Origin of the sequence: Geomonas azotofigens, from assembly GCF_018919395.1 — a bacterium.
Taxonomy (GTDB): domain Bacteria; phylum Desulfobacterota; class Desulfuromonadia; order Geobacterales; family Geobacteraceae; genus Geomonas; species Geomonas azotofigens.
Window position 1 is genome coordinate 26,045 of the sequence record NZ_JAHLME010000012.1, and the last position, 13,406, is coordinate 39,450.

Here is a 13,406-nt window from a genome sequence, read left to right on the forward strand (position 1 = left end):
TGTGAGCGGCATGAAGCTGGCACCCATCTGGGTCCAGCTTTTTTCATGTCCGAACCCGTGGGCCTTTCAGCTTCCCCCGTACCGCTGCCGCGGCGCGTGCCTCAAAAAGAGGATGGCGAGGAGCGGGAGGGTGACCCCAAACGCGTAGAACAAGAGATAGAAGCTGTGGCCGACCCCGCCCTGGTCCGCGAGCTGCCCCACCAGCGGCCCGGTGACGACGAAGAGGAGCCGGAACGAGACCGACTGCAGCGACAGCGTGGCGGCCCGGTTGGCGCTGGCTGATTCGCGCTGGGTGTGGGCCAGCATCATCGGCCCGCGCAGGCCGCGCATGCAGGTCAAAAGGTAGTAGAACAGGAAGCTCCCGACACCCGCCGCGAGCCCGAGGCCGAGGTACCCGACCGCTACCAGGAACAAAAAGAGCACGACCATGCCCCGGTCACCCAGGCGGCTGTGCAGGCGGTGACTGGCGAGGGCGCACAGGGCGACGGTGAGGTTGGCCCCGGCCCAGACCGGCCCGAACCAGGCCACCGGGACGCCGGCGTGCTGCATGTAGGGCTGGATCAGCCAGACCGGGTAGAACGACGCCACACCCAGCACCGTGTTGAGCAGGATCGTGTAGCGCAGGTGCCGGTTGTCCCGGAACGCGTAGCGCGCGGTGGCGAGCGCCTCGGCGAGATGGGAGCGGACCGGTCCGTGTACACGGGGGACGTCCACCAGTTGCCTGGTCACCAGGAGTCCCGCACACCATACCGCCACCTGCAGGATGAAGGGAAGCCTCGGTTCGAAGGCGTAGATGACACCGGCCAGGATGGCCCCGGCAGCCTCGCCCGCCTGGGCGAGGCCGTGCATGCGTCCCTGGTGCCGGGCGTAGCTCTGTTCCTCCCCCTGGGCCCGCAGCGTCTCGTAGAGAAGCGCGCTGTCCGAGCCGCTGATGAAGGAGAGCGACATGCCCAGCACGATCTCAGCCGCCAGCACCGTCGGAAACGAGTCGGCCCAGATGTAGATCCCCCACCCTATGATGCCGAGGACAGCGGAGATGTTGAGTGCGCAGCGGTAGCCGAGCCGGTCGCTCACGTACCCCGCGGGATAATCGAGCGCCAGGGTCGCCACGGAGAAGATGCTCTGCAGGAGCAGGATCTGGGTGAGCGACAGCCCGGCGTGGTCCTTCCAAAAGAGCGTGATGATCGCCATGGGGAACAGCATCATCTGCAGGAAGGAGAAGAGGTACAGCTTGCGGATGTTGTCGTGCGGTTTTCCCATGACAGCATCCGTACCCGTTCCGGGTCGGTTTTGCAACCCTAAACCTTTTATCTGACGCAAAGCCGTCGTTGCATTGACTGCTTCAAGCCTTAACGCAAAGGCGCGGAGCCGCAAAGGCGCAAGGGACAACAGGGATCTGTTGTTAAAGCCTTTGCAGTTCCGTGTGGTTTTCTTCTCTTTGCGTCTCAGCGCCTTTGCGTTAAAACCAGTCTTTCCCAACGCAAAGCCGCAAAGGCGCAAAGATTGTTTTGGTGGGGTAAACCAGCTGTCGTTTGGTTCTCTTAGCGTCTCCGCGTCTCTGCGTTAAAACCCGTCTTTCCTAACGCAAAGCCGCAAAGGCGCAAAGATTGTTTTGGTGGGGTAAACCAGCTGTCGTTTGGTTCTCTTAGCGTCTCCGCGTCTCTGCGTTAAAACCCGTCTTTCCTAACGCAAAGCCGCAAAGGCGCAAAGATTGTTTTGGTGGGGTAAACCAGCTGTCGTTTGGTTCTCTTAGCGTCTCCGCGTCTCTGCGTTAAAACCCGTCTTTCCTAACGCAAAGCCGCAAAGGCGCAAAGATTGTTTTGGTGGGGTAAACCAGCTGTCGTTTGGTTCTCTTAGCTTCTCTTCGCGTCTCTGCGGCTCCGCGCCTTTGCGTTAAAGCCTTTGCTTCGCATTGCCAATCGTCAATTATCAATTGTCAATTGAAGCTCCCGCCTGTTACTATAGCTGCGCTCCAGAAAACGGTGAAATACGAGGGATCCCTTGAAAGAAACGGACAGGGTGGTGACACCTGAGGATGACAATAAGAGGAACTTCGTGCTGGCCCCCCTGACCGGCGTGTACCTCCTCGCCATGCTGGTCACCCTTTCCGACCTGGGGGGAGACTTCCCGTTCATGGGGCGGCTCTACAAGGGGGACCAGGCCGAGCACCTGATCTTTACCAACTGCATCGTCTCCCTCTACCTCATCGTCGGCATCCTGAAGCGGCAGCGGCTCACCCTCTGGCTGCTGATCGCCTACAACTTCGCCGCCAGCGCGAGCGGGATGGCCAACCTCATCATGCTCCCCGTCCAGCAGGTCCTCACCGCCTCCGGCGCCATCGTCCCCGACTACGGCTACCGCGTCAACGCCTTCTGTGTCTTCGTGTTGTTCCTGCTGCTCAACGTCTTCCTCTATTTCCACCGCGACCGCTTCGACAACAAGTCCATTTACCTCTGGTAGTCCCAACTACAAGGTAGATTCCCCCCCTGCAACCCCAAAGGCGTTTACCTAACGCAAAGCCGCAGAGGCGCAAAGATTTAAAGACTCTATTTGCTTCTCTTTGCGCCTTTGCGCCTTTGCGCCTTTGCGCCTTTGCGTTAAATACGGTCTTCCGTCTCTAGAATTTTGCCCAAAAAAAAAGAGCCACGGCAATGCCATGGCTCTTCCTTTCGTTTCTCTGTTTCCGAACTACTTATGCCTTAACCTTCTCAGCAGCAAGAACCCCTTCCGCAGCGGTGCTCTCCTTGAGCCACGGCTCGCCAACCGGCAGGTTGATGCCGGACTCGGCGTAGACCGCGACCGTCATCAGGTAGAGCGCGGAGAAAGCGCATACCAGCAGGTCGTAAGCGGCGAAGGTACCGGCCAGCGCGCTGCCGGTGAACTCCTTCACGTCCAGCCCGATGAAGCCCAAAAGCAGGGTGAGGAAGATGAAGGCCAGCGTCGCGTGGTGCTTCATGGAGGCGACGAAGAGGATGAAGGTGAAGACGGTCCAGGCCACCAGGTAGAAGCCAAGGTCGTTGGCGTTGAAGGCGAGCGTCGGGTAGGCTTTCACCAGGTCCGCGTTCTTGCCGAAGATGATCATCAGGCAGAGCGAGATCCAGAAGGCGCCGTAGCCGGTGAAGGCGCAGAAGCCGAAGTTGTTACCGGTCTTGAACTCCATCAGACCGGCAATCATCTGCGCGGTCCCCCCAAAACAGAGGCCGAGCCAGAGCACGGGGGCGATACCGCACCAGCCGAGGTTGTGGCATTGCAGCACGAATGTCGTCAGCCCGAAGCCAGCGAGACCGACTACCGCAGGATTTCCCAGTTTCACATTATTCATTTTTACCCTCCTGATTTGCGTTGCGATATCACGTCGCGTTTCATTCCGTATACGCAATAACCGTACCGCCACCACGCAACACCGCCCCATCAAAAGAACGTTCGATTTTAAGCAGTTACGACGCCACCGTCCACGGGCGGATTTCAGCCTGATTTGCATATCTGCAAAAAAATCTCCGCACCAAGGCAAGTCTGCCGACGAAACCGGCGCTACTCCGACCACTTGCACTCCGCTCCGCCATTTGGCAATTTTTTTCGCAGAAATGCAAAAAACGTGACGGCGCCTGCCGCCGCCTTCGCCCCTCGGGCGCGGGCAAGGATTCCGCTAACTTCGCCCGCCGCAACAATTTTCTTTCCGGCCGCGTTAAAGTTCCGCGCGGGGAAGCCGATGGTGAACCCAGCCGCACAAACTCCCCCATTCACCCCTTGCCCGGAGGCTCGTCTTGAAAGTCGCGTTGAAACAGTTCCCCCTTTGCCTCGGACTCCTTTTCGCCATCGCCATGGCGGGGGGAGCCCCGTCGTCATGCTGGGCCGACAGCTCGGCACAGGTCCGCGTCGCGGGACACATCCCGGCTCGAAGCGTGGCCAGCGCCAGGCGCCTTGGCAGACTCCCTGCGGTAACGCAGATGAGGTTCTCCTTCACCCTGCCGCTGCGCAACCAGCAGGCGCTTGACGACCTGCTGCGCCGCGTCTACGACCCCGCCGACCCGCTCTACGGCCACTACCTCACCAGCTCGCAGTTCATCGAGCGCTTCGCGCCGAGCGCCGCCGACTACGAGGCGGTGAAAAGCTACGCCCGCGGCCTGGGGCTCACCATCACCGGCACCCACGCCAACCGCACCATCCTGGACGTCGCCGGCCCCGCCGCCGCCGTCGAGGCCGCCTTCGACCTGCAACTGCACCGGTACCAGGCGCACAGCGGCCACACCTTCGTCGCCCCCGACAGCGATCCCGGCGTCCCCAGCGCCATCGCCGGCCGCATCTCCGGCATGGTCGGCCTGGACAGCGCGGGCGTCTGGCACACCCACAGCCACTCCACCCGCGCCGCCGACCTCCCCATGGCTACCCCCTACACGATCGGCACCGGCCCGGGCGGCGGCATGACCCCGAAGGACATCAGCTCCGCCTACAACCTCACCCAGGTGAGCGCGACCGGCGCCGGGCAGACGCTGGCGCTGTTCCAGCTGGACGGCTATACCCTCTCCGACGTCGCCGCCTACGCCACCTACTACGGGATCAGGGCGGTGCCGCTGCAAAACGTCCTGGTGGACGGCTTCTCCGGCGTGCCCGGCTCAGGCGCCGGCGAGGTCACCCTCGACATCGAACTGCAGATGGCGCTCGCACCCGGCGCGAGCAAGATCATCGTCTACATGGGCCCCAACAGCGGCAACGGGGTACTGGACACCTACAACCGGATCGCCACCGACAACCTCGCCAAGCAGGTGAGCAGCTCCTGGGGGCTCAGCGAGGGAGAGAGCGGCTCCTCCTTTTTGAGCAGCGAGAACGCCATCTTTCAGCAGATGGCCGCGCAGGGGCAGACCGTCTACGCCGCCGCCGGCGACAGCGGCGCCTACGACAACGGCAGCACCCTGAGCGTCGACGACCCCGCCTCCCAGCCCTACGTGACCGGCGTCGGCGGTACCACCCTCTACTTAAGCGGCGGCAGCTACAGCCGCGAGTCCACCTGGAACGCCGGAACCGTGACCGCCGGCGCCGGTGGCGGCGGCGTGAGCGCCTTCTGGCCCATCCCCGCCTGGCAACAGAGAGTGGGCAACGTCGCCTCCTCGGTGATGAGAAACGTTCCCGACGTCGCCCTCAACTCCGACCCCGGCACCGGGTACTCCATCTACTACCAGGGGAAATGGTGGATCTACGGCGGCACGAGCTGCGCCGCGCCCCTTTGGGCCGCCTTCACCGCCCGGGTGAACCAGCAGCGCGCCGCCGGCGGCCTGGCGCCGCTTGGTTGCGCGAACCCGGTCCTGTACCAGGTAGGGGCCGGCACCGGCTACGGCACGAGCTTCCACGACATAGCCGACAGCACCACCAACCTCTACTACCCCGCCCTCACCGGCTACGATAACGCCACCGGCTGGGGCTCCTTCAACGGCGCCAACCTGATGGCAGCCCTGGCGCCCGGGTCGTCCTCCACCACATCGACGACGCCCACGGTCGCCGTGCCGGCGGCGCCGGCGGGGCTCAAGGCCTCGGCCGGTAACGCCAGCGTCGCCCTTGGCTGGAGTGCGAGTAGCGGCGCGACGAGCTACAACGTGTACCGCGGCACCGCCGCCGGGAAGGAAGGGATCACCCCGGTGAGGACCGGTCTCACCACCACCTCCTTCACCGACAGCGTCGCCAACGGCGTCACCTATTATTACAAGGTCGCCGCCGTGAACAGCGCCGGCACGTCCGCGTTGTCCAACGAGGCCTACGCCACCCCGACCGCGCCGCTCGCCTTCACGAGCAGCGTGTACGGCTCAATCGGCACCAGCACCGCGCAGATCCAGTGGAGCACCAACCTGGCGTCGAACTCCGTGATCCGCTACGGCACCTCGTCGGCCAGCCTGACCAAGACGCTTTCCAGCAGCGCGCTGGTCACGTCCCACGTGCTTAAGTTGTCCTCGCTGGCCCGGAAGACCACCTACTACTTCCAGGTATCCTCCACCGCCGGCAGCAGCACCGTCACCTCGTCAGCCTACTATTTCAGGACGCAGTAGCGGGCGGCGTTCACGCACCGATCCACATACGACGCAGCACCACGAGTGCCGGCTCCCTGATGTAACGGGAGCCGGCACTCCCTCTTTCCACGGGGACCTCAGCTCCCCGCAGTTACCAGCGCCCTTCGCCAACTCTGCCAGATGCCCTTTGATTCGAAAACCGGCACCACATTTTCATCTGCCGAGTAACAAATGCGAGCCTGGCGCGATCGCCCCCACCCTGCCTGCCCAGGCCTGCCCCCGTCTGCTCACCCGCCGTGCATTTCATTATTTTCATGATATAAAAAATATACACTTCTCAACTGAAAGCCTGCAGGAGCCCCTGGGCTGTGGTGATCGTCGCGGCGAGATGGAGCCTCCTGCGCCCTGCGCCCGCGACCATGACGTCACGTGCAACGTCCTTTCCGTCCCCTTCCCTACCTGTGCAGCTTCCTGATGGGCCTGGGACGTTCTCGTGTCGCCCATCGGCGGCATCCGGACTCCGGAGTGCGACATTTTAGATGTGGGGCGATGAGCGCTGGCTGCAATCAGGAAGTCTCTCGGAGGGAATAATGAAGGTCCTACTCGTCTACCCCAAGTACCCCGATACCTATTGGAGTTTCCGCCATGCAATGCTTTTTATCGGGAAAAAAGCCGCCTTTCCTCCCCTGGGTCTTCTTACTGTCGCTGCGATCATCCCGGACGGCTGGAGTATGAAGCTCACCGATCTCAACGTCGAGCCTCTTTCTGATGATGACCTGCGATGGGCCGACTATGTATTCATCAGTGCCATGACGGTCCAGAGGGAGTCCGCACGGGAAGTACTGGCGCGATGCAAGGCCCTTGGGATCAAGACCGTTGCGGGAGGCCCCCTTTTCTCGGCATGCCATGACGAATTCCCCGACGTGGACCACCTGGTGCTCGGCGAAGCAGAGGTCACGCTACCGCGGTTTCTGTCAGACCTCGACCACAAGAAGCCGGAACGCCTCTACCTCTCCGACGAGCGCCCCGAGCTCTCCCGTACCCCGATCCCGCGCTGGTCGCTGATCGACATGCGCAAGTACGCGTCCATGAACGTCCAGTATTCCAGGGGATGTCCTTTCGACTGCGAGTTTTGCGACATCACCGCGATGTTCGGTCACACCCCGAGAACCAAAACCACCGAACAGGTCATAGCCGAACTGGAGACGCTCTACTCCAGGGGGTGGCGCGGAGGGGTTTTTTTCGTCGACGACAACTTCATTGGCGACAAGCGGAAGCTGAAAGCCGAGGTCCTTCCGGCGATGACCGCCTGGATGGAGGCGCACCGGCACCCGTTCTTCTTCTATACCGAGGCGTCCATCAACCTTGCCGACGACCCGCGCCTCCTGGAGTTGATGGTCGCGGCCGGGTTCCAGGAGGTCTTCATCGGCATCGAAAGCCCGGAAAAGGATTCGCTGAGGGAAACGGGCAAACTGCAAAACGACAACCGCGATCTCCTTGCCTCGGTGCGTTCTATCCAACGGGCCGGGCTCCAGGTGCAGGGGGGCTTCATCGTGGGCTTCGACAGTGACTCGCCGGCCATCTTCGACAAGCAGCTCCGCTTCATTCAGGACAGCGGCATCGTTACGGCCATGGTGGGAATACTGATGGTACTGCGGGGCACCAAGTTGCATAGCCGGCTCGCCAGCGAGGGAAGGATCATCAGCACGGCCAACGGGAACAACACCGATACCACCCTCACATTCGAACCGAAGATGAGCCCGCAGGTGCTGGTGGAAGGGTACCAGCGGCTCGTGAAGACCATATATTCCCCGGATTACTTCTACGAGCGCATCATGACCTTCCTGAAAGAGTACCAGCTCTCCGGGCCATCCCCGTTTTCCACGCTGCAGTGGCGCGACCTCAAGGCATTCTTTCGATCCATGCTGTTCCTGGGGATCCTGGGCAAGGAGCGGCTGCACTACTGGAAGGTTTTCGCCTGGACGCTCCTCAGAAAGCCGCGGCTACTCCCGTTGACCATAACGCTGACCATCTACGGCTTTCATTTCCGCACCGTTTCCGACCAGATCTGCCCCTACCCGGCGACCGAGGAGTAGCCGGAACCCGAAGCTAAGAAGATCGGACTCGATCTTAAAGTTCCAAGGCCGAAGTTAGGAACTTCAGGCACGACCATAAAATCCGGTGGACGAAGTTAACAGCTTCGGGCTTGATCTTAAAATCCGGAGCACGAAGTTAACAAGATTGGACCCGATCTTAAAATCCGGAGCACGAAGTTAACCACTTTGGGCTCGATCTTAAAATCCGGAGCACCAAGTTAACAAGATTGGGCTCGATCTTAAAATCCGGAGCACGAAGTTAACAAGATTGGGCCCGATCTTAAAATCCGGAGCACGAAGTTAACAAGATGGGACCCGATCTTAAAATCCGGAGCACGAAGTTAACAAGATGGGGCCCGATCTTAAAATCCGGAGCACGAAGTTAACAAGATGGGACCCGATCTTAAAATCCGGAGCACGAAGTTAACAAGATGGGGCCCGATCTTAAAATCCGGAGCACGAAGTTAACAAGATGGGGCCCGATCCTAAAACTTCGAGATCGGCCTTGGCAGGGTTGGCTTCTGTCGTGATATTTGCAGGGTGTGGAGTAGGAGAGATGGCTAAGGAGGGATAGGTTGCAACGAGCGAAGGCCCTGATCCTGAGGATGAGGGCCTTCGGTTTTGGTGGACCGGGATCAAAGGATCCTGAGGCTGATGATGGAGGACCACTCGCTCTGGCCGCTGGGCCCCGAGCAATAGACCTTGAAATAATACAATTGCCCGGGCTCCAGCCCGGTTAGCTCCATGCTCCGCGACTTGTGGAACGGCCCGACGGTCGACCAGGACTCCGGCAGTGAAGGATCGCCCTTGCAGATCCCCACGTAGTAGGCCATTGCCCCTGGCACCCTGTTAACGGTGATGAGGGCGACACCCGACTTGCCGTGCTTCGCCTTCGGGTTTTGCGGGGCAGTCACCTCGATGTGGAGCGCCCCCTTGGATGCCTTCATCTTCGGGCGCAGGTCCAATTCGCTGATGAGTGTAGGCTTGTTTTCCGTCACGGACCTGTAGGCCGCCCAGTTGATCAGCATCGTCGTGTGCAGTTCGACTATCGGGCGTGAGGCGTCCCGCTCTACCTTCTTGAAACGGTTGCCGCTCTCGGCCTCCTTAGTGACAGCGAGATGGCCTGCCCCGAGACTCCTGAGTACGTCGAGTTGGCACAACGGTTTCGGGATGGCGCCCTCGCCTTGAAAGTCCTTGTGGCGGGCAAAGGCGTCCGCGAGGTTGATGGCGAAGTTGCCCAGTTCGACGTGCGACATGTCCCGGACGTTGACGTCGACAATATCGAGTAGCGGATGAAGTATCGACATGTATTACCTCCATAGTTTGAGGGGGAGCCATGTTGCGATTGTATTACATCCGAATGCGCAAAAAATTAAGCCACGCCAACAATCCCAAGTCAAGAAACTTTTTTAACGGGGCTAGGGGATCGACCGATGCGGGCACCCCGATTGCCTCAGGATTTCTCTCAACGTGATCCCGTTGGGGGTAGCGTCGGCAGCATCGTTGCTAATGCGGATGCCGTGTGGCAACCTTCCCCAAGTTTGTGTGGAAGTGAACAAGCCATGGCGGAGGAGCCCCATGAGTGACCTGCTTGAGGACCTGCTGGCTTTTTTCTATGCCACCCCAGACGAGCCGGTCTCCTGTGCCCGGTGCGGCAGGGATCTGTCCCAGGGGGAGAACTACGGGTTGAATGAGAACGGAGAGCCACTCTGCGTGGACTGCAGTGATCAGGAGGACGAGGAATAAACACCGGAGGGAGCACACCATGAACAGCGACAGCAAGCAATCCCCTCTTCAGCATGCCCCCTGGCTGGACATCGCCCGCCAAGAAATTGGCCAAAAGGAAGTAGTCGGCCACGAGGACAACCCGAGAATACTTGCCTACCATGCCACGACCACCCTGAAAGCCACCGACGACGAGACACCGTGGTGTTCCTCCTTCGTCAATTGGTGTCTCAAGCAGGCGGGCATAAAAGGCACCAACTCTGCCGCTGCAAAAAGCTGGGTCCACTGGGGGGTGCCGTCTGGCCCTGTCCCGGGAGCGATCACCGTTATCTGTAGCAGCAAAGCAACCGACCGCAGTTTTTCAACCTCCGGCGCACATGTCGGCTTCCTCATCGAAGAGACCGCCACCCACTTTAGACTGCTGGGAGGAAATCAAAGCAATACCGTGAAGGAGTCGAGTTTTCCCAAAAAGAGCTGGACCTTGCTGGGGCGACGCTGGCCCGAGAATAGTCACCAGTGAGAATATGAGGAGTGAGATGAAGATGATGCACCTTGCAGGGATAGTTGTTATGCTTCTAGCAGCCCAAGTCGCCGCAGCCGAGCAACCGTCACGTGACGAGCAACGGCAGGAGCCTCGACGAGCCACGCCGCACCCTCCCCAGTCACCCTTGCGTTTCACCCTGGTAAAAGGAAAGGAGCGGCAGTCACTGGAAGTCACCTACCTCGATCCCAAGACCATCGTCTTCAAAATTGCGAAGTCCGGGGCCTGCAGTCGACATGAGCAAGGGAAAGCCAGGATCGCTGGTTACTGGTGGTTAGGAGCAGAGACGGATGAAAACGAGGCAGGAGAAGCAATTGCAGTGCAGGAGTACACCTACAGCAAAAACAACCAGTGCACCATCGACCTTCGGATCGATGAAGGAGAGTGGTTACAGGCAACGATACGGGAGTCGACGGAGTGTAGTCCCGACTGTCATCTGTCAGCAGAGTCGATGCGCCTGAGAAAACAGTAAGCCATTCGTCAAAATGCGGCCCAAACGTCAAAATATCAATGCCCCCCATCCTCATCTGCCATCGCTCCCGCGATCATTAAGCTTGATTCTTCCGCTCCGTTAATCTAAATTGCATTTAACCTACCGCCTAAATGAACCTGACGAGGGCGAGATGCCAGCAGATTACATCAAGCAATTCACCAGCCTTAAGCGCGCTCCCGGTTCGGTCTGGACCGATTCGACCAAAGGCAGGGCTCCCCACAAGCCGTTCCTGCTGTTGGCGGTGATGGACCTGGTACAGCGCGGTGTCATAACCGCCCCGTTCATAGATGCATCAGGTGACCTGATCGAACTGAATGAGCTCTTCTGTCTCTACTGGCGACGCATCATTCCCCTTGGTCAGACCAGCAGCATCGCTTTCCCGTTTTCCCGACTAGACAGGGAGCCGTTCTGGCACCTCGTCCCTCAGCCGGGCAAGCAGCTTTCCGACGCCGTCATCAACAACACCGCCACAGTCACTTATCTAAGGAAGCACATCCTTGGAGCCACGTTGGACGACGACCTCTTCCTGCTTATGAAGTCTGAAGCAGGCAGAGAGGCCTTGAGAGAAGCCTTACTGCAGTCATGCTTTTCCGAGATGGCGCAACTGCTCCTGCGCGAGCAGTCGACCATCAATCGTGAAGCCTCCGAGTACAGCCGTATCCTTGAGGAAAAGTCGCACCTACCGCTAGTGAAGGAAATCGTTGAGGCAGAAATTTATCGTCCCGCCGCGCGTGCCCAGGCTTTTCGAAGGATGGTCATCAAGGCCTATGACCACCGCTGTGCCTTGTGCGGGGTTCGCATCATCACCCCAGAGCAACACACCGCAGTAGATGCCGCCCACATCGTCCCCTGGAGCAAAACCCAAAACGACGACATCCGAAACGGCATGGCCCTCTGCAAGCTTTGTCACTGGGCTTTTGACGAAGGGATGATGGGCGTCTCCACCAACTACAATGTCCTTACATCCCGTCAGATCATGGCAGATCCTAACGTCCCAGGATTTTTGCTGACCCTCAACGGCCGCGCCATGATCCCGCCCCAGGACCATGACCTCTGGCCGGCCCAGGAATACCTGTCGGAACATCGGAAGGAATGGCGGTTATAAGGCATCATCCTTAATCACAGAAGATGACAAAAAGAAGAGGTGAACAAATGGCAATTGTAACAGAGCTTATCCATCAACCACTCGAAAGGGAATCACGGCACACGGAGGTAGCCTGCACCTATGCAGTCATAGAGACCGATGGGAAGAAGTTCCTTCAGTTGGACACGTATGGGTCAGCACAGAGAGAAATCAAAGGCAAGAAAAGCCAAAGCGTCAGGCTCTCGCCAGAAGCCATCGCGCAAATTAAGAAGATCTTTGTTCAGCATGGGCTTTAGCCGGACTCCATATTGACAGGGGAGAAGAATGGTTATCAAAAAATGTGACAGCCGAGAGGGCGACGTTCAGGAATTGCAACGACTGCTTGGTTGCCAAATATCCACGAAACAGCGGTTCCTCATAGAGCGGGAGATGAAGTGCATCGGGTCTGGGGTCCGGGGTGAGGAAAGTTCGGCATACTACATCGATTTCCGCTACCGTGACAACGAAAACTGGGCAATCATCCATGATCTGCGACTGGAACTCAACGGGTTTGTGGCCCAGATCGACCACCTGCTTATCAACCGGTTCCTTGACGTGTACGTACTTGAGTCAAAGAACTATTACTACGGAATCAAGATCAGCCCGGAGGGAGAATTCCTCGCCTGGAATGGCAGATCCTTCGTCGGCATCGAATCTCCCATCGAACAAAACAAGCGGCACATCCATCTCCTCGAAAAGGTCATCGCCCAACGCGGGCTGCTGCCCGCCAGACTTGGAATTACTATGCCTGCCGCATATCACAACTACGTCCTCATCGCACCCAATTCCAGGATTGACCGTCCTGCGCCTGCCCAATATGATACAAGTGCGGTCATCAAAGCGGATGCACTTGTGGAAGCCATAGGAAAACGTGTAGACGCAATGGGGGTGATTAATACACTCGCGTCAGCGGCAAAGATTGTCTCGGCAGAAACACTGGAAACCTTCGCGCGCACCCTGGCTCGCCTCCATCGGCCAGCGAAAATAGATTATGGCGCAAAGTTCGGGGTGGCCGTCCAGGACTCCACACCGTCGGCAAAGGAAGCACCCATAAGTACCGAGGCCGCCAAGGAGACGAAAAAGGTTACCTGTGAAGCCTGCGGTGTCGAAGTCGAAAGCAAGGTTGTTTACTTCTGCAGAATGAACAAGGCGAAGTTTGGCGGCAAAATCCTCTGCCAGACTTGCCAGAGGCAGCCTATACAAGCCGAAAAAGCGGAAGTCATCGAGTTGACGGAAACTGCCGAGGCAGAATCAGGTCACGGAAGCTGTGAAAAATGTGGGACTCCGGTGGACAAGAAGGTGATCCGTAAGCTTCCCCTGGAAATAGACACTTGAAAAGTAGAGCTTTCTGGCATTATTTAACGCCAGGAGGTTTCACATGAAGAAGTCACGCTTCACTGAGACACAGATCGTCTCGATCCTCAAGGAGGCC

At 59.0% G+C, this 13,406-nt stretch carries 12 protein-coding genes; 9 read left to right on the forward strand and 3 right to left on the reverse strand.

Features of this window, described 5'->3' with window-relative positions:
* Positions 1-66: 66 nt before the first annotated feature.
* Positions 67-1,260, reverse strand: a complete 1,194-nt coding sequence (locus tag KOL99_RS21015; protein WP_216512416.1) for an MFS transporter — start codon at positions 1,258-1,260, stop codon at positions 67-69.
* Positions 1,261-2,001: 741 nt separating this feature from the next.
* Here KOL99_RS21015 and KOL99_RS21020 point away from each other — a divergent pair.
* Positions 2,002-2,460 carry a hypothetical protein gene (locus KOL99_RS21020; RefSeq protein ID WP_216512417.1) on the forward strand — a complete coding sequence of 153 codons (459 nt, stop codon included), beginning with the start codon at positions 2,002-2,004 and terminating at the stop codon, positions 2,458-2,460.
* 232 nt (positions 2,461-2,692) lie between these two features.
* On the opposite strand, the gene KOL99_RS21025 is transcribed toward KOL99_RS21020, so the two are convergent.
* Positions 2,693-3,322, reverse strand: coding sequence for an acetate uptake transporter (locus KOL99_RS21025; RefSeq protein WP_216512418.1), 630 nt, complete (start codon positions 3,320-3,322; stop codon positions 2,693-2,695).
* Between the two features lie 442 nt (positions 3,323-3,764).
* Between KOL99_RS21025 and KOL99_RS21030 the strand changes: the two genes are divergently transcribed.
* The gene (locus KOL99_RS21030) at positions 3,765-6,035 is read left to right on the forward strand and encodes a protease pro-enzyme activation domain-containing protein (RefSeq protein ID WP_216512419.1); all 2,271 of its coding nucleotides are present in this window, start codon (positions 3,765-3,767) and stop codon (positions 6,033-6,035) included.
* 551 nt (positions 6,036-6,586) lie between these two features.
* The gene (locus KOL99_RS21035; protein WP_216512420.1) at positions 6,587-8,092 is read left to right on the forward strand and encodes a B12-binding domain-containing radical SAM protein; all 1,506 of its coding nucleotides are present in this window, start codon (positions 6,587-6,589) and stop codon (positions 8,090-8,092) included.
* A 635-nt stretch (positions 8,093-8,727) separates the two neighbouring features.
* Here KOL99_RS21035 and KOL99_RS21040 read toward each other — a convergent pair.
* The gene (locus KOL99_RS21040) at positions 8,728-9,399 is read right to left on the reverse strand and encodes a fibronectin type III domain-containing protein (RefSeq protein WP_216512421.1); all 672 of its coding nucleotides are present in this window, start codon (positions 9,397-9,399) and stop codon (positions 8,728-8,730) included.
* 271 nt (positions 9,400-9,670) lie between these two features.
* Between KOL99_RS21040 and KOL99_RS21045 the strand changes: the two genes are divergently transcribed.
* The 6 genes from KOL99_RS21045 (at position 9,671) to KOL99_RS21070 (ending at position 13,309) form a co-directional block, all read left to right on the forward strand.
* Complete coding sequence (locus KOL99_RS21045; protein WP_216512422.1) at positions 9,671-9,838, forward strand: hypothetical protein; 168 nt, start codon at positions 9,671-9,673, stop codon at positions 9,836-9,838.
* A 19-nt stretch (positions 9,839-9,857) separates the two neighbouring features.
* Positions 9,858-10,337, forward strand: a complete 480-nt coding sequence (locus tag KOL99_RS21050) for a TIGR02594 family protein (RefSeq protein WP_216512423.1) — start codon at positions 9,858-9,860, stop codon at positions 10,335-10,337.
* A gap of 16 nt (positions 10,338-10,353) precedes the next feature.
* Positions 10,354-10,830, forward strand: a complete 477-nt coding sequence (locus KOL99_RS21055) for a hypothetical protein (protein ID WP_216512424.1) — start codon at positions 10,354-10,356, stop codon at positions 10,828-10,830.
* Positions 10,831-10,981: 151 nt separating this feature from the next.
* Positions 10,982-11,956, forward strand: a complete 975-nt coding sequence (locus KOL99_RS21060) for an HNH endonuclease (protein WP_216512425.1) — start codon at positions 10,982-10,984, stop codon at positions 11,954-11,956.
* A gap of 47 nt (positions 11,957-12,003) precedes the next feature.
* A complete protein-coding gene (locus tag KOL99_RS21065) occupies positions 12,004-12,231 on the forward strand; it encodes a hypothetical protein (protein ID WP_216512426.1) in 228 nt (75 codons plus the stop codon).
* A gap of 28 nt (positions 12,232-12,259) precedes the next feature.
* Entirely contained in the window at positions 12,260-13,309 is a 1,050-nt protein-coding gene (locus tag KOL99_RS21070) for a nuclease-related domain-containing protein (protein WP_216512427.1), read from the forward strand.
* Positions 13,310-13,406 lie beyond the last annotated feature (97 nt).